Here is a 15,865-nt window from a genome sequence, read left to right as displayed (position 1 = left end):
ATTCGACGTGGAATCCCCACTGGCAGCAGGAGCGGACCATGACCGTTGTGACCCCGGCAGGCGGCGACAGCGTGGCGGCCTCCAGCTGGCCGGGCGTCCTCGACGCCCTGCTGAGCGGCCGGGACCTGGGCGCGGACGACACGGCCTGGGCCATGGACAGGATCATGCGCGGGGAGGCCACCGACGCCCAGATCGCCGGCTTCGCGGTCGCCCTGCGGGCCAAGGGCGAGACGGTCGCGGAGATCAACGGCCTGGTGCGCACCATGTACGAACACGCCAACCTGATCGAGGTACCGGGCCGGACGGTGGACATCGTCGGCACCGGCGGCGACGGCGCCCAGACGGTGAACATCTCCACGATGTCGGCGATCGTGGTGGCCGGTACCGGCGCCAAGGTGGTCAAGCACGGCAACCGGGCCGCATCCTCCGCGAGCGGGTCCTCCGACGTCCTGGAGAAGCTCGGCGTGAACCTCGACCTCACCCCCCGGCGGGTGGTGGAGGTCGTGGAGGAGGCCGGGATCACGTTCTGCTTCGCCGTGAAGTTCCACCCGGCGCTGCGGCACGTGGCGGCGGCCCGCAAGGAGCTGGGGATCCGGACCACCTTCAACTTCCTGGGCCCGCTGACCAATCCGGCCCGGGTGCGGGCGCAGGCGACCGGTGTGGCCGATGCCCGGATCGCCCCCATCGTGGCGGGCGTGCTCGCCGAGCGGGGCTCCTCCGCACTGGTCTTCCGGGGCGACGACGGCCTGGACGAGCTGACCACGACCGCGACCTCGCGGGTGTGGTGGGTGCGTGACGGCAAGGTCGAGGAGCAGCCCTTCGACCCCCGCGACGTCGGCATCGACCTCGTCGACGTGTCCGCGCTGCGCGGCGCGGACGCCTCGTACAACGCGGACATCGCCCAGCGCCTGCTGGCCGGCGAGACGGGCCCGGTCCGCGACGCGGTGCTGCTGAACTCGGCCGCCGCGCTGGTGGCCCTGGACCCCGGCTCGGGCACGCTGGAGGAGCAGCTGCGGGCCGGCATCGCCCGCGCGGCGCAGTCCATCGACTCGGGCGCGGCCCGCGCGTCGCTGGCCCGGTGGGTGCAGGCCAGCAACCGCTGATCATTTTCGGCCAAGATCCCGGTCCGGAATGTGGACCGGGGTCTTGCGCCGGAGGGATCTTGTGGCAGGATGCTCGGCAGGTCACGAGTGACAGCGTTTAAGGCCCCGGCTTGCTGTCCGGCAACCCTCCTTCCGTGGCGGGGTGCCCCGGGTGATGACCAGGTCGTAGGCACAAAGGCCTACGGCAAGCGCGGATCCCTCGACACCAGGGGTCCTGGTCTCTCGAGGAGCGTTTTCCGTGAGCAAGCGAATGCGATAGGGCGAGTCCGCCCCTTCTTCACCCTCCGTGCGGCCCTCAGTCGTCCGTGCGTCGAGGCAACTCCCGTACCACTGCACGTGTGCGCCCGCGCATCCGTGCACCCACGTACGGGCCATCCGAAGCCATTGCGCCTGTCCTGCCGGGAGATACCGTCATGTCCACGTACCCGAACGCCGCCGCCCCCGCGACCGCCCCCGTCGACCCCGCCTGTGCCGGGCCGCTGCCGGTCCTCGGCCGCGACGTCACCGTCCCGCTCGTCACCGGCGGCGAGGTCACCTACGCCGCCCTCGACTACGCGGCCAGCGCCCCGGCCCTGCAGCGCGTCTGGGACGACGTGGCCGCGTACGCCCCGTACTACGGCAGCGTGCACCGCGGCGCCGGCTACCTCTCGCAGCTCTCCACCGACCTCTTCGAGCAGAGCCGGGTCACGGTCGCCGAGTTCCTCGACTGCCGGCCCGCCGACCAGGTGATCTTCACCCGGTCCACCACCGACTCGCTGAACCTGCTCGCCGCCGTGCTCCCGGCCGGCTGCCAGGTCTTCGTCTTCGAGACCGAGCACCACGCCTCGCTGCTGCCGTGGGTGAACGCGCAGGTCACGTACCTCAACGCGCCGCGCACCCCGGACGAGGCCGTCGCCACCCTGGAGCGCGCGCTGGCCGACCGCGACCCCTACGGCCCGGCCCTGGTCTGCGTCACCGGCGCCTCCAACGTCACCGGTGAGCTGTGGCCCGTCAAGGAGCTCGCGGCGGCCGCGCACGCCCACGGCGCGCGCATCGTGCTGGACGCCGCCCAGCTGGCCCCGCACCACCCCGTCTCGGTGCAGGACCTCGACGTGGACTGGGTCGCCTTCTCGGGGCACAAGCTGTACGCCCCCTTCGGCTCGGGCGTGCTGGCCGGCCGCGCGGACTGGCTCCAGCGGGCCGAGCCGTACCTGGCCGGCGGCGGCGCCTCCCGCAAGGTCGCCCGGCGCGAGGACGGCGGCGTGGACGTGGAGTGGCACACCACCGCCGCGCGGCACGAGGCCGGCTCCCCGAACGTCATCGGCGTGTACTCGATCGCCTCCGCCTGCCGCGCCCTCACCGAGGCGGGCTTCGACACCCTGGTGGCCCGGGAGCAGGAGCTCATCGCCGAGGTCCGCGCGGGCCTGGCCGAGGTCCCGGCGGTGCGGGTCCTGTCCCTCTTCGGCGACGACGCGCCGCGGGTCGGGGTCATCTCGTTCGTGGTGGACGGCTGGAACAGCTCCCACTTCGCGGCGGCCCTGTCCGCGGAGTACGGGATCGGCGTGCGCGACGGTCTGTTCTGCGCCCACCCGCTGGTCCGCACCCTGCTGGGCAGCGAGCCCCAGGCCCAGGGCGAATGCGGAGCCCCGGAGGCCGCCCCGGGCGAGCGCTCGCTGAACGCCATCCGTGTCAGCTTCGGCGCCGGCACCCCGGACGAGCACGTGGAGCGCTTCGTCCGCGCCGTGCGCGAGCTGGTCGAGGACGGCGCGAAGTGGGAGTACCGCACGCAAGAGGGCCGCTGCGTCCCCGCCGTCTGACGGCCCGGGTGGGGAAGCGGCGAGGCCGCTCACCCCGCCGGAGGTGTCAGGCGTCCAGACCGATGGCGAAGGCGGCTTCCAGGTCGTGCTGGGAGTACGTGCGGAACGCCACGTGCGTGTCCGTCACCTCCACGCCCGGGATCTTGCTGATGCGGCCCGGGATGATGTCCGCCAGGGTCTCGTGGCGGGCGACGCGGACGAGCGCGATCAGGTCGTACGTACCCGTGACGGAGTAGACCTCGCTGACGCTGTCCAGCGCGGCGATGGACTCGGCGATCTCGGGGATCCGGTCCACGCTGGTCTTGATGAGCACGATCGCGGTGATCACGGTTGACTGTCTCCCTCGCTGGCCGTCGCTGGTCGCCTCACTCTAGTCGTACGCCGGTAGCGGACCCACGCGTAGAGGAAGCCGAGCGAGAAGCCCACCACGTGGGCCAGATAGGCGACCCCCGGACCGCTGCCCGCGCGGTGCGCCGCCAGCCACTGGAGCGCGAACCAGAAGAGCAGGACGATCCACGCCGGGAAACGCAGCGGCAGGAAGAACAGGAACGGGAACAGGCTCGTCACCCGGGCCCTGGGGAACAGGCACAGGAAGGCCCCCAGCACCGCCGAGATCGCCCCGGACGCACCGACCAGCGTCTGGTCCGAGGAGGCGTTCGCCGCCGCGTACACGGCCAGGGCCAGGTAGCCCGTACAGACGTAGAAGCAGAGGAACTCCGCCCGGCCCATCCGCCGCTCCGTCATCGCGCCGAAGACGTGGAGGAAGAGCATGTTCCCCAGCAGGTGCAGCCAGCTGCCGTGGATGAACAGCGCCGTCAGCGGAGTCAGCAGCGCCCGGCGGTCCCCCGTGAACAGCTCGTCCGGGACCACGCCCCAGCGCCGGAAGTACGCCGTCCCCGAGACCAGCAGTTCCTCGCCCGTCCCGTAGCCCGGGTTCAGGCCCGATGCCGGGCCGAGGAGGAACACCGCGCAGCACGCGGCGATCAGCGTGTGGGTGACCACCGGGCCCCGGGCGGCCTCGCGCAGGGCCTGCCACCTTACGATCATGCGACCGAGCATGACCCAAGCCGACCCACTTGGGGCGGTGGCAGGCCGTAGGGTTACGAGCTGCGCCGTCCGCCACGCACGCGCGGGCGGCTTTGATTGAATGAATTGAATGAGCCTTGAAGGAGAGAGCGGCCTGATGACGGTTCCCCAGCCGACCGACACCACCCGGTGGCGCTGCACCCTGTGCGGCAACCTCACGCGGTTCGACGTCACCCGTTCGTCGAAGGTCGTGGAATACGTCCACCTGGACCTCGCCGGGGAGCCGAAGGTCGAGGAGCGCGAGGTGGTCAATGAGACCATCGAGTCGGTCCGCTGCCGCTGGTGCAACGCGGTGGACCAGATCGAACTCGTGGACAGGCCGGGCGCGGACTCCTGACGGAGCCGTGCCCACACGTACATACGGTAGGGGTGACGGATTGTGGAGCCAGAAAGCGGCGCTGAGCCGGCCGACGCGGCCGGCGACGCCGCGGAGGTGCTCGACCGCCCGCTGCCGGAAGGCGTGCGGCGCCGGGTCGTCGCGCTCGTCTCGGACGCCTTCGGCGGTCTGACGGTCGCGGACCTCCCGGCGCAGCTGCGCCAGTACGCCCGCTTCACCCCGACCCGCCGCGCCAAGTTCGCCGGCAACGCCATGGCGTCGGCCGTCGAGACCGACGCCGTCTTCCGCGGCCGGGTCGCCGAGAAGCTCCGCGAGGCGCAGGCCGACCTCGCCGGGGCGCTGGAGTCCGGAGCCCCGCCCGCCGCCGCCGATCCGCTGGACGTGGCGGCGGCCGCGTACGTGCTGCGGCCGGCCGGCTGGGTGAAGCTGGTGGCCGCCGCGGGCGAGGAGGCGCAGCGCGCCGACGCCGAGCGGGTCGGCGAGGAGACCCGGCGGGAGCTGGACCGCCTCCGCGAGGAACTGGCCCACGTACGGGAGCTGCAGCGCACCGGCGGCGAACTGGTGCGGGTCGAGCTGGACGCGGCCCGCAAGGAAGCGGAATCGCTTCAGCGCAAGCTGCGCAGCGCCCTCAGCGACGTCAAGCGGGGCGAGGCGGCCCTGCGCAAGGTGAACGCCGAGATCGACGGCATGCGCGGTGAGGCGGCCGCCCAGGTGGCCGCCGCCGAGAGCGAGAGCCGGCGGCTCAAGTCCCGCCTCGCCGAGGTGGAGACGGCGCTGGAGACCTCGCGCAGGGCCACCCGCGAGGGCCGCAGCATCGAGGACATGCGGCTGCGCCTGCTGCTCGACACCGTGCTGGACGCGGCGGCGGGGCTGCGCCGCGAGCTGGCGCTGCCGCCGGTGTCCACGCGGCCGGCGGACACCGTGGACGCGGTGGAGCCGGGCCTGATGACTCCCAAGGACATCGCGGCGCGCGCCCTGTCGGAGACCGATCCGGCGCTGCTGGACCAGTTGTTGGCGCTGCCTCAGGCCCATCTGGTGGTCGACGGCTACAACGTGACCAAGACCGGCTATCCGACGATGCCGCTGGAGAAGCAGCGGCTGCGGCTGCTGGGCGGGCTGTCGATGCTGGCCGCGCAGACGGGCGCGGAGATGACCTGTGTCTTCGACGGCGCGGAGCTGGCGGCCCCGGTGCTGCTCGCGCCGCCGCGCGGGGTTCGCGTGCTGTTCTCCAAGGCCGGGGTGACGGCGGACGAGCTCATCCGTCAACTGGTGCGCGCCGAGCCGCCGGGCCGGCCGGTGGTCGTGGTCTCCACCGACCGCGAGGTCGCCGACGGGGTGGCCAAGGCCGGTGCACGGCCGGTGGCGTCCGCATTGCTGCTGAAGCGGCTTTCGCGCGTTTCATAACTGCTGGGTCGAATGCCGGAATTGGCAGGACTCCGAGGGAACGTACCGTCAAGTGGTCTGCACAGAGCGTGCTCCCTAGGTAAAGAAGCTGGTCGGCGAGCGAAATTTTTCCTTGCAGGATTTGAACTGATCACAGAAGGGTCACTAGGGTCACCTCAAACCTTCGTGCGGTAGATCACCCATTCGGGGTGACAGCGAAGGTGTCGCCGAGCTGCGTTCTTCGGCGGCTCTAGGAAGAAGGAGCTCGCCTTCGTGGCGTCCCACCGTCGACCCAAGCAGCCGACCCGCACTCGCGTGACCGTGCTCACCGTCACCGCGGCCGCGGCCGTGGCCCTCTCCGCCCAGGGCGCCTCCGCCGCTCCGGCGAAGCCGAGCAAGGACGAGGTCAAGACCCAGGTCGACGCCCTCTACGAAGAGGCGGAGCAGGCCACCGAGAAGCTCAACGGGGCCCAGACGCGCCAGGACGGCCTCGAGAAGGAGATCGGGCAGCTCCAGGACCAGGTCGCCCGCGGCCAGGACGAGCTCAACACCCTGCGCGGCGCCATCGGTTCGATGGCCAACGCCCAGTACCGCACCGGCGGCATAGACCAGTCCCTCGCGCTCTTCCTCTCCGCCGACCCCGACAACTACCTGGACAAGGCCTCCACGCTGGAGCAGTTGAGCGGCAAGCAGGTCGAGGCGGTCCAGAAGATCCAGGCCAAGCAGCGCAGCCTCGCGCAGCAGCGCCAGGAGGCCGCCGGCAAGCTCGCCGACCTCGACGCCACCCGCAAGGAGCTGGCCGAGAAGAAGAAGATCTCGACGGACAAGCTCGCCGAGGCCCAGGCCCTCCTCAACACCCTGACCTCGCAGGAGCGCGCGCAGCTCAAGGACGAGGCCAAGAAGGCGGGCGGCAGCGCGGCCGAGCAGGCCGAGCTCAGCAACGTGAAGGGTTCCGGCCGGGCCGCGGACGCGCTGCGGGCCGCCGTGACCAAGAACGGCGGGTCCTACGTCCGCGGCGGCACCGGCCCGAACGCGTTCGACTGCTCCGGCCTCACGCAGTGGGCCTACAAGCAGGCCGGGATCACCATCGGCCGCACCACCTTCGACCAGGTCAAGGATGGCCGGAAGGTCAGCCTGAGCGAGCTCCAGCCCGGAGACCTGGTCTTCTACTCGAACCTCCAGCACGTCGGGTTGTTCGCGGGCAACGGCAAGGTCTTCCATGCCGCCAACCCGAGCGCCGGCATCCTGTACGGATCCCTCAGCGGATTCGCGTACGGAGTCCGCGTCGGCGGCTGACGCCCCCGGACACCCCCTCAAGGCGCCCCGTACACCGCCCATCCGGGCGAATTCCGGGGCCCCGCTCTGACCACACGCCCCGCCGGTGACCTGCGTCTCCGGCGGGGCGTCGCTGTGTGCGCCTGTCGACGGCCGTTGGCCGGTGCGTGTCCGCGCGGCTACTGTCTGCCAGCGCGGAACCCGGCACACGGCCGTCCACGGGGGGCGGACCCGGGCCCCGCGCAGCGGAAGGGAGCGGTTTCACGTGGCGTCCCATCGCCGGCCCGGGCTCAGTGCCCTCGACCGGAACACGAAGGTCTCCGTCCTCACCGCCGCCGCGGCAGGAGCCGTGGTCGCCATGACGGCCGCGTCCGCGAGCGCGGCCCCCGGCCTGCCCCACGAACCGGTCGGAGGGGGCAAGACCGGCGCCCGGGCCCAGGTCGACCGGCTCTTGGAGGAGGCCGAGCAGGCCACCGAGGAGTTCAACGAGGCGGGGGAGAAGGCCGACAAGCTCCGCGCCGAGGTCAACCGGACCCAGGACGCGGTGGCCCGCGGCCAGGACCGCATCAACACCATGCGGGGCATCCTCGGCGCCTTCGCCGGGGCCCAGTACCGCTCCGGCGGCATCGATCCCGCCGTCGAGCTGATGCTGTCCGAGAACCCGGACGACTACCTGGAGAAGGCCACCGCCCTCGACCGGCTGACCGGAGTCCAGGCCCGCCGCCTCGACGAACTGCGCTCCGAGCAGCGCCGACTCGGCCGGCAGCGCGAGGAGGCCTCCCGCAAGCTCGCCGAACTGGACGTCGTACGCGCGGACGTGGCCAGACAGAAGCGGGTGGTCACGGCGAAGCTCGCCGCGGCCCGCCGGCTGCTGAACGCGATGCCCACGCAGGAGCGCGCCGACTTCGAGCACGCCTCGCGCTCCGGCGGCCGCCCCGAGGCGCTGCCCGACCTGCCCTCGCTCGGCCCCTCCTCGGGGCGCGCCGCGACCGCCGTGATGGCGGCCCGGTCCGCGGTCGGCCGCCCGTACGTGTGGGGCTCCACCGGGCCCTCCGGCTTCGACTGCTCCGGGCTGATGGTGTGGTCGTACCGCCAGGCGGGCGTCTCCCTGCCGCGCACCTCGCAGGCCCAGCGGTACGCCGGCCGCCGCGTCCCGCTCTCACAGGCGCAGCCGGGCGACCTGGTGACGTACCGCTCGGACGCCAGCCACGTCGGCATGTACGTCGGCAACGGCCAGGTGGTGCACGCCCCGTACCCCGGGGCCCGGGTGCGGTACGACCCCGTCGGGATGATGCCGGTGTCCTCGGTGACCCGCCCCTGAGCCTGCCGTGCGTACGATCGGCTGATGCTGCCGGCGCACCACCCCCTCCGTCGTACCGCCGTACGAGCCCTGCCGATGCTGCTGTGCGCGCTGCTGGCCGGGTGCGGGTCCGGGGCGCGGCCGGCCGACACCGCCGGGCGCGAGGTACGGCGGGCCGTGGCCGAATGGTCCGCGGCCCCGCCCGAGCGGCTCGCCGGGATCCCGCTGGAGGGGTGGTCGTACGAGGTCACCTCCGTCCGGGAGGACGGCGTACGGGCCTTCGCGCGGGCGGAGCTGCACTACCGGCTCACCGGCTACGACGCGGCCCCCGCCGGATCGGCCCGCGAGGTCGAGCTGGTGGCCGGGGCCGACGGCGGGTGGCGGGTCACCGCCGACCGGCCCGCGCCGGGCGCCCTGCCGCAACTGTGGGACCAGGGGCCCGTCACGGTGGAGCGGGGCGCGCACGCACTGGTGCTGGGCGGCGCCGGCCAGAGCCCCGAGACCCTGTCCGCCGTCGCCGCCGAAGCCGACCGGGCGGTCCCGGCGGTGAGCGCCGCCTGGCCCGGGCCCTGGGCGGGGCGGGTCGTGGTGCTGGTCCCCGGCTCGCTGGAGCGGATGGCGCAGCTGCTGGGCCGGCCGGCCGACGAGTACCGGGGGCTGGGCGCGGTCACCGTGGGGCGGGTGGGCGGCGCCCCGGCCGCCGCGGACAGGGTCGTCGTCAACCCGGAGGGGTACGGGCAGCTCACCGCCGAGGGGCGGCGGATCATCCTGACCCACGAGACCACGCACGTGGCCACCCGCGCGGCGACCACCGCGACGACCCCGCTGTGGCTCTCCGAGGGCTTCGCGGACTGGGCGGCGTACCGGGGGAGCGGCAGCGCCCCGGCGCAGGCCGCGCCGACGCTCGGCCGGGCGGTGCGGGCGGGTGAGCTGCCGGGCGCGCTCCCGGCGAACGAGGCGTTCGCCTTCGGCGGGGACGCGGACGCGCTGGCGCGGGCGTACGAGGGCGCGTGGCTGGCCTGCCGGCTGATCGCGGACCGGTGGGGTGACGCGGCGCTGGTCGCGCTGTACGGGAAGGCGGGGCGCGAGTCGCCGGCCACGGCGCTCCAGGAGACCCTCGGGACGGACCAGGCGGGACTGACCCGGGCCTGGCAGGAGGACCTGCGCCGGGAGCTGCGCCGGTAGCTGCTCGGGTAGTGTCGGCAGGCGATGCACAAGACGCTGATCGTGACCAACGACTTCCCGCCGCGACCGGGCGGCATCCAGGCCTTCCTGCACAACATGGCGCTGCGGCTGGATCCGGACCGGATCGTCGTCTACGCCTCCACCTGGAAGCACGGCGCGGAGGGCCGCGAGGCCACCGCGGCCTTCGACGCGGAGCAGCCCTTCCAGGTCGTGCGCGACCGCTCGACGATGCTGCTGCCGACACCGCGGGTGACCCGGCGGGCGGTGGGCCTGCTGCGCGAACACGGCTGCGAGTCGGTGTGGTTCGGCGCGGCGGCCCCGCTCGGGCTGATGGGTCCGGCGCTGCGGCGGGCGGGCGCGCGGCGGATCGTGGCGACCACGCACGGGCACGAGGCGGGCTGGGCGCAGTTGCCGGCCGCGCGGCAGTTGCTGCGGCGGATCGGTGAGGGCACGGACACGCTGACGTACCTGGGGGAGTACACGCGCTCGCGGATCGCCTCGGCGGTGACGGGGCGGGCGGCGGCGCGCATGGTGCAACTCCCGCCGGGGGTCGACGAGAAGACCTTCCACCCCGGGTCGGGCGGCGCGCAGGTGCGGGCCCGGCTGGGGCTCACGGAGCGGCCGGTGGTGGTGTGCGTGTCCCGGCTGGTGCCGCGCAAGGGGCAGGACACGCTGATCGAGGCGATGCCGCGGATCCTGGCGGCGGTGCCGGACGCGGTGCTGCTGGTGGTCGGCGGCGGGCCGTACGAGGCGGACCTGCGGGCGCTGGCCGTCTCTGCCGGGGTCGCCGGCTCGGTGGTGTTCACGGGGGCGGTCCCCTGGTCCGAACTGCCCGCCCACTACGGCGCGGGGGACGTCTTCGCGATGCCGTGCCGGACCCGGCGGGGCGGCCTGGACGTGGAGGGGCTCGGCATCGTGTACCTGGAGGCGTCGGCGACGGGCCTGCCGGTGGTGGCGGGGGACTCGGGCGGCGCGCCGGACGCGGTGCTGGACGGGGAGACGGGGTGGGTCGTCCGGGGCGGTGACCCTGCGGATGCGGCGGAGCGGATCGTCGCCCTCCTCCAGGACCCGGCCCTGCGGGCGCGCATGGGCGCGGCCGGGCGGGCGTGGGTCGAGGAGAAGTGGCGCTGGGACCTCCTGGCGGAGCGCCTGCGCGAGCTGCTGTAGCCGCCCGTCCGCGGCCCCGCTGCGGGGGGCTCCGCCCCCGGATCCCCGCGCCTCAAACGCTGGCGAGGCCTGTTTTTTCGGGGGGCGGCGCCATGTCTGACTGTCTCTCAGATGCCTGTCAAGGCGGCGTCTAGCTGGAAGGCCGGATTCCGCCCATGATGCGCCCATGACACCAAACCTGACGCGTCGTCACCTTCTGGGGATCGGCGCCCTCCAGACGGCCGCCGCCCTCGGCTTCACACGGATCGGCCCGGCCTCCGCCTCCGCCGTCGAGCCGGGCGCGGCCCACTACGCCCCCGCCATCGTCGTCGGCTCCGGTTACGGATCCGCCGTCGCCGCCCTGCGCCTCGGACAGGCGGGCGTGCGGACCGTCGTCCTGGAAATGGGACGGCTCTGGGACACCCCCGGCCCCGACGGCAAGGTCTTCCCCTCCACGTCCGCGCCCGACCAGCGCTCCATGTGGTACCGCACCCGCACCGAGGCCCCCCTCGCGCAGTTCCTCTGGCTGGACGTCGTCAACCGCAACATCAGCCCGTACCCCGGCGTCCTCGACCGCGTGAACTACGGCGACATGTCCGTGTACGTGGGACGGGGCGTCGGCGGGGGATCACTGGTCAACGGCGGGATGGCACCCACCCCGAAGCGGTCGTACTTCTCCGAGGTGCTCCCGCAGGTCGACGCCGACGAGATGTACGGCACCTACTACCCCCGCGCCCGCGCCATGCTCGGCGTCAACGACATCGACCCCGCCTGGTTCGAGTCCACGGAGTGGTACCGCTTCGCCCGGATCTCCCGCAAGCACGCCCAGAACACCGGCCTGAAGACCACCTTCGTCCCCAACGTCTACGACTTCGAGTACATGAAGCGCGAGGCCGCCGGCACCGCGACCAGGTCCGCGCTCGCCGGCGAGGTCATCTACGGCAACAACCACGGCAAGAAGAGCGTCGACAAGACCTACCTCGCGGCGGCCCTCGGCACCGGCAACGTCACCATCGAGACCATGCAGCGCGTGGTCGGCGTCCGCCAGGACCCCGCCGGGGGATACGTACTGACCGTGCAGACCAGCGACGTCACGGGAAGGGTCGTCCAGGTACGCGAACTCGGCTGCGGGCAGCTCTTCCTCGGGGCCGGGAGCCTGGGCACCACGGAGATCCTCCTCCGGGCCCGCGAAACCGGAACCCTCCCGGCGCTGAACGACAAGGTCGGGCTCGGCTGGGGCCACAACGGCAACGTCATGACCGCCCGCGCCAACCACCTGTGGGACACCGTCGGCGCCAACCAGGCCACCATGCCCGCCCTGGGCATCGACGACTGGGACAACGCCTCGAACCCGGTCTTCGCCGAGATCGCCCCGCTGCCCATGGGGATCGAGCACTGGATCTCGATGTACCTGGCCATCACCAAGAACCCCGAGCGCGGGCACTTCACGTACGACGCGGCCAGTGACTCGGCGCGCCTGAACTGGACCCGGGGCCAGAACACGCCCTCGGTCAACGCGGCGAAGAACCTCTTCGACCGCATCAACCGGAAGAACTTCACCATCTACCGGTACGACCTGTTCGGCGACAACAGGGCCTTCGCCGACAACTTCACCTACCACCCGCTCGGCGGCTGCGTGCTGGGCGCCGCGACCGACGACTACGGCCGCGCCAAGGGGTACCAGGGGCTGTACGTCGTCGACAGCTCCCTGATCCCCGGGTCGCTCGGCGTCAATCCGTTCGTGACCATCACCGCTCTCGCCGAACGGAACATGGCCCGGATCCTCGCCGAGGACCCCCGGTAAGGGGAACTAGCCCCGGTACAGCGCCTCGATCTCGTCCGCGAAGTCCTTCGCCACCACATTGCGCTTCAGCTTCAGCGACGGCGTGATGTGGCCCGACTCCTCCGTGAACTGGGAGGGAAGAATGCGGAATTTCCGCACCGATTCCGCCTTGGAAACCGCCGCGTTGCCGTCGTCGACGGCCTTCTGGACGGCGGCGATCAGCTCCGCGTCCTCGCGCAGCTCCGCCGCCGTCACCCCGGCCGGCTTGCCGTTCTCCGCGGCCCAACGGCCCAGGAACTCCTCGTCGATGGTGACCAGCGCCGCCACGAACGGCCGCGCGTCGCCCACCACCATGCACTCCGCGACCAGCGCGTGTGCCCGGATCCGGTCCTCGATCACTGCGGGAGCGACGTTCTTGCCGCCCGCCGTGACGATGAGCTCCTTCTTGCGGCCGGTGATCGCGAGGTAGCCGTCCTCGTCGAGGGTGCCGACGTCGCCGGTGTGGAACCAGCCGTCGGTCAGCGCCTCGGCGGTCGCCGTCTCGTTCTTCCAGTACTCCTTGAAGATGTGCTCGCCGTGCAGCAGCACCTCGCCGTCGTCGGCGATCCGCACCACCGAGCCCGGCAGCGGCTGGCCGACCGTACCGATCTTCTGGCGGTCCCACGGGTTGAAGGCCGTGGCCGCGCAGGACTCGGTCAGGCCGTAGCCCTCCAGCACCGTGAAGCCGATGCCGCGGAAGAAGTGTCCGAGCCGCTCGCCCAGCGGGGCGCCGCCGGAGATCGCGTACTCGCCGCGCCCGCCGAGGACCCCGTGCAGCTTGCTGTAGACCAGCTTCGTGAACAGCTTGTGCTTGAGCTTCAGCCCGAAGGACGGGCCGCCCGGGGCGTCCAGCGCGCGGCTGTACGCGATCGCCGTCTCGGCCGCCGCGTCGAAGATCCTGCCCTTGCCGTCGGCCTGCGCCTTGGCGCGCGCCGAGTTGTAGACCTTCTCGAAGACGCGCGGGACGCCCAGGATCAGCGTCGGCCGGAACGACTGGAGCTCGTCGGTCAGGTTCTTGATGTCCGGTACGCAGCCCAGCCGGATCGGCGCCAGCACGGCCGCCACCTCCACCAGGCGCCCGAAGACGTGCGCGGCCGGCAGGAAGAGCAGCACCGAGCACTCACCGGTGCGGAAGAGCGGGCTCAGGCGCTCCACCACGTTGCCGCACTCGGCGAAGAAGTTGCGGTGGGTCAGCACGCAGCCCTTGGGGCGGCCGGTGGTGCCCGAGGTGTAGACGATGGTGGCGGCGTCGTCGGCGCCGGCGAGGCTGCTGCGCTCGTCCACCTCGGCGTCGGTGACCCCGGCGCCGGCGGCCTTGAGGGTCTCCAGCGCACCCTGCTCGATCTCCCAGACCTCGCGCAGGTCGGGCAGCCGGTCGCGCAGGGCGGCCACGGACGCGCTGTGCCCGGGGGACTCCACGACGACCGCGACGGCGCCGGAGTCGCCGAGGATCCACTGGATCTGCTCGGGAGAGCTGGTCTCGTACACGGGGACGGTGACGCCGCCCGCGCTCCAGATCGCGAAGTCGAACAGCACCCACTCGTAGCGGGTGCGGGAGATCAGCGCGACCCGGTCGCCGGGGCGGACGCCGGAGGCGATCAGGCCCTTGGCCGCGGCACGCACCTCGGCGAGGAACTCGGTCGCGGTCACGTCCTGCCAGTGGCCGTCGACCTTGCGCGCCATCACGGCGGTGTCTGGATGCTGAGCGGCATTGCGGCGGATGAGATCCGTCAGGTTCCCGTCCGACGGGACCTCGTACAGGGCCGGAAGGCTGAACTCGCGCAAGACTGCTGCTCCTCTGGGCGCCATCGCCACGTGTGGACCGACCGGACGTTACCCACCGGTAGTGGGTTCCCGATAGAGGGAACCGGCCAGATGTTCCGTGCGTCACACGACGCGCCGGTACCGAGCCGACAGTAGTCGACCCCGTTCTGGACTCGGAAGTAACCGCAGGTCCGGCCGCCTGAGCCGGTGCCACTACCCGCCGTGGCCAAGCGCCCCTAGGGTGGCGGCATGGGTGGCAGGAAAAGCAGCACACGGATCCACGTCGTCAGCGACGTCCACGGCAACGCGCAGGCCCTCGCCCGGGCCGGCGACGGCGCCGACGCACTGATCTGCCTCGGTGACCTGGTGCTCTTCCTCGACTACGCCGACCACTCGCGCGGCATCTTCCCCGACCTCTTCGGAGTCGAGAACGCGGACCGGATCGTCGAGCTGCGCACGGCCCGCCGCTTCGAGGAAGCGCGCGAATTCGGCCGTCGGCTGTGGGACGGGCTGGACCGGGAGCGGCTGATCGAGGGCGCGGTGCGCCGCCAGTACGCCGAGATGTTCGCCGCCTTCCCCAGACCCACGTACGCCACCTACGGCAATGTCGACGTCCCCGCCCTCTGGCAGGAGTACGCGGGTCCGGGCCTGACCGTGCTCGACGGCCAGCGGGCGGAGATCGGCGGCCTGGTCTTCGGCTTCGTCGGCGGCGGCCTGCCCTCGCCGATGCGCACCCCGTACGAGGTGGCGGAGGAGGAGTACGCCGCCAAGGTCGAGGCCCTGGGCCAGGTCGACGTGCTGTGCTCGCACATCCCGCCGGAGGTTCCGGAGCTCTGCTACGACACGGTCGCGCGCCGGTTCGAGCGGGGGAGCGAGGCGCTGCTGGCCGCGATCCGCCGGACCCGGCCCCGGTACGCGCTCTTCGGGCACGTGCACCAGCCGCTGGCCCGGCGGATGCGGATCGGCGGCACGGAGTGCGTGAACGTCGGGCACTTCGCGGCGACCGGGCGGCCGTGGGCCCTGGAGTGGTGAGGTCTGCGCGCGCGATAGCCTTCACGCGGCGGCGCAGGCCGCACAATTCCTCGAATACTCTCCCCCAGCCACCGCTGGGAGGTACACCCACGGAGGAGCGACCGCGATGGCGGAACACACCAGCTCGAGCATCACGATCGAGGCGGCCCCGGCCGACGTCATGTCCGTGATCGCCGACTTCGCCCGCTACCCCGAGTGGACCGGCGAGGTGAAGGAGGCCGAGGTGCTGGCCGCCGACGCCGAGGGCCGGGCCGAGAAGGTCCGGCTGCTGCTCGACGCCGGCGCGATCAAGGACGACCACACCCTCAACTACACCTGGAAGGGTGCGGACGAGGTCAGCTGGACCCTGGACAAGTCCCAGATGCTCCGGCAGCTCGACGGCTCGTACCTGCTGGCGCCGCTGGACGGCGGCAAGCGGACCGAGGTCACCTACCAGCTGACCGTGGACGTCAAGATCCCGATGCTGGGCATGATCAAGCGCAAGGCGGAGAAGGTCATCATCGACCGCGCCCTGGCCGGCCTGAAGAAGCGCGTCGAGTCCGGCGCCTGACCCGTTTCCGGGCGGCGCTGCAGAAAGGCGGCATCAGCCACGCTCCAGCCCCGCCGGCGTTTGAGGCGCGGGGGTCTGGGGCGGAG

The 15,865-nt window shown here is 72.4% G+C and carries 14 protein-coding genes and 1 riboswitch; of the genes, 11 read left to right on the top strand and 3 right to left on the bottom strand.

The annotated features are described in order from the left end of the window. Positions 1-38 precede the first annotated feature (38 nt). The gene (gene trpD / locus ACFWB8_RS06015; protein WP_385223108.1) at positions 39-1,103 is read left to right on the top strand and encodes an anthranilate phosphoribosyltransferase; all 1,065 of its coding nucleotides are present in this window, start codon (positions 39-41) and stop codon (positions 1,101-1,103) included. A gap of 79 nt (positions 1,104-1,182) precedes the next feature. After that, a riboswitch (SAM riboswitch) is annotated at positions 1,183-1,300 on the top strand. 216 nt (positions 1,301-1,516) lie between these two features. Beyond that, positions 1,517-2,899: an aminotransferase class V-fold PLP-dependent enzyme gene (locus tag ACFWB8_RS06010; RefSeq protein WP_385223106.1), complete on the top strand. Its 1,383-nt coding sequence runs from the start codon at positions 1,517-1,519 to the stop codon at positions 2,897-2,899. A 46-nt stretch (positions 2,900-2,945) separates the two neighbouring features. Here ACFWB8_RS06010 and ACFWB8_RS06005 read toward each other — a convergent pair whose 3' ends face one another. Both ACFWB8_RS06005 and ACFWB8_RS06000 read right to left on the bottom strand, forming a co-directional pair. Further along, the gene (locus ACFWB8_RS06005) at positions 2,946-3,227 is read right to left on the bottom strand and encodes an Lrp/AsnC ligand binding domain-containing protein (RefSeq protein ID WP_365917310.1); all 282 of its coding nucleotides are present in this window, start codon (positions 3,225-3,227) and stop codon (positions 2,946-2,948) included. After that, positions 3,224-3,946: a rhomboid family intramembrane serine protease gene (locus ACFWB8_RS06000; RefSeq protein WP_385223104.1), complete on the bottom strand. Its 723-nt coding sequence runs from the start codon at positions 3,944-3,946 to the stop codon at positions 3,224-3,226. Before ACFWB8_RS06000 ends, ACFWB8_RS06005 begins: the two co-directional genes overlap by 4 nt. A 136-nt stretch (positions 3,947-4,082) precedes the next feature. On the opposite strand from ACFWB8_RS06000, the gene ACFWB8_RS05995 reads away from it, so the two are divergent. The 7 genes from ACFWB8_RS05995 to ACFWB8_RS05965 all read left to right on the top strand — a co-directional run bounded on the left by ACFWB8_RS05995 (position 4,083) and on the right by ACFWB8_RS05965 (position 12,415). Further along, positions 4,083-4,322, top strand: a complete 240-nt coding sequence (locus ACFWB8_RS05995; protein ID WP_215027827.1) for a hypothetical protein — start codon at positions 4,083-4,085, stop codon at positions 4,320-4,322. Positions 4,323-4,361: 39 nt separating this feature from the next. Beyond that, a complete protein-coding gene (locus ACFWB8_RS05990; RefSeq protein ID WP_385223208.1) occupies positions 4,362-5,726 on the top strand; it encodes an NYN domain-containing protein in 1,365 nt (454 codons plus the stop codon). Positions 5,727-5,978: 252 nt separating this feature from the next. After that, the gene (locus ACFWB8_RS05985) at positions 5,979-7,001 is read left to right on the top strand and encodes an NlpC/P60 family protein (RefSeq protein WP_385223102.1); all 1,023 of its coding nucleotides are present in this window, start codon (positions 5,979-5,981) and stop codon (positions 6,999-7,001) included. 244 nt (positions 7,002-7,245) lie between these two features. Then, positions 7,246-8,301 carry an NlpC/P60 family protein gene (locus ACFWB8_RS05980; RefSeq protein ID WP_385223100.1) on the top strand — a complete coding sequence of 352 codons (1,056 nt, stop codon included), beginning with the start codon at positions 7,246-7,248 and terminating at the stop codon, positions 8,299-8,301. 24 nt (positions 8,302-8,325) lie between these two features. Beyond that, positions 8,326-9,465 carry a hypothetical protein gene (locus ACFWB8_RS05975; RefSeq protein ID WP_385223098.1) on the top strand — a complete coding sequence of 380 codons (1,140 nt, stop codon included), beginning with the start codon at positions 8,326-8,328 and terminating at the stop codon, positions 9,463-9,465. Between the two features lie 24 nt (positions 9,466-9,489). Beyond that, positions 9,490-10,632: a glycosyltransferase family 4 protein gene (locus tag ACFWB8_RS05970; RefSeq protein WP_385223096.1), complete on the top strand. Its 1,143-nt coding sequence runs from the start codon at positions 9,490-9,492 to the stop codon at positions 10,630-10,632. A gap of 166 nt (positions 10,633-10,798) precedes the next feature. After that, entirely contained in the window at positions 10,799-12,415 is a 1,617-nt protein-coding gene (locus ACFWB8_RS05965; RefSeq protein ID WP_385223094.1) for a GMC oxidoreductase, read from the top strand. Positions 12,416-12,421: 6 nt separating this feature from the next. On the opposite strand, the gene ACFWB8_RS05960 is transcribed toward ACFWB8_RS05965, so the two are convergent. Further along, entirely contained in the window at positions 12,422-14,218 is a 1,797-nt protein-coding gene (locus tag ACFWB8_RS05960; RefSeq protein ID WP_385223092.1) for an AMP-dependent synthetase/ligase, read from the bottom strand. A 228-nt stretch (positions 14,219-14,446) separates the two neighbouring features. Between ACFWB8_RS05960 and ACFWB8_RS05955 the strand changes: the two genes are divergently transcribed. Both ACFWB8_RS05955 and ACFWB8_RS05950 read left to right on the top strand, forming a co-directional pair. Beyond that, on the top strand, positions 14,447-15,229 hold the full coding sequence (locus ACFWB8_RS05955) for a metallophosphoesterase (RefSeq protein ID WP_385223090.1): 783 nt from the start codon (positions 14,447-14,449) through the stop codon (positions 15,227-15,229). Positions 15,230-15,335: 106 nt separating this feature from the next. Beyond that, positions 15,336-15,779 carry an SRPBCC family protein gene (locus ACFWB8_RS05950; protein ID WP_385223088.1) on the top strand — a complete coding sequence of 148 codons (444 nt, stop codon included), beginning with the start codon at positions 15,336-15,338 and terminating at the stop codon, positions 15,777-15,779. Positions 15,780-15,865: the final 86 nt, after the last annotated feature.

It is taken from the genome of Streptomyces sp. NPDC060031 (assembly GCF_042736805.1).
Classification (GTDB): domain Bacteria; phylum Actinomycetota; class Actinomycetes; order Streptomycetales; family Streptomycetaceae; genus Streptomyces.
This window is presented reverse-complemented; position numbering and strand designations above follow the sequence as displayed.

Bases quoted from the DNA above. Each gene is read 5' to 3' on its own strand.
- trpD (WP_385223108.1), top strand. From the start codon at position 39: ATGACCGTTGTGACCCCGGCAGGCGGCGACAGCGTGGCGGCCTCCAGC.
- ACFWB8_RS06010 (WP_385223106.1), top strand. From the start codon at position 1,517: ATGTCCACGTACCCGAACGCCGCCGCCCCCGCGACCGCCCCCGTCGAC.
- ACFWB8_RS06000 (WP_385223104.1), bottom strand. From the start codon at position 3,946: ATGATCGTAAGGTGGCAGGCCCTGCGCGAGGCCGCCCGGGGCCCGGTG.
- ACFWB8_RS05995 (WP_215027827.1), top strand. From the start codon at position 4,083: ATGACGGTTCCCCAGCCGACCGACACCACCCGGTGGCGCTGCACCCTG.
- ACFWB8_RS05975 (WP_385223098.1), top strand. From the start codon at position 8,326: ATGCTGCCGGCGCACCACCCCCTCCGTCGTACCGCCGTACGAGCCCTG.
- ACFWB8_RS05970 (WP_385223096.1), top strand. From the start codon at position 9,490: ATGCACAAGACGCTGATCGTGACCAACGACTTCCCGCCGCGACCGGGC.
- ACFWB8_RS05965 (WP_385223094.1), top strand. From the start codon at position 10,799: ATGACACCAAACCTGACGCGTCGTCACCTTCTGGGGATCGGCGCCCTC.
- ACFWB8_RS05955 (WP_385223090.1), top strand. From the start codon at position 14,447: ATGGGTGGCAGGAAAAGCAGCACACGGATCCACGTCGTCAGCGACGTC.
- ACFWB8_RS05950 (WP_385223088.1), top strand. From the start codon at position 15,336: ATGGCGGAACACACCAGCTCGAGCATCACGATCGAGGCGGCCCCGGCC.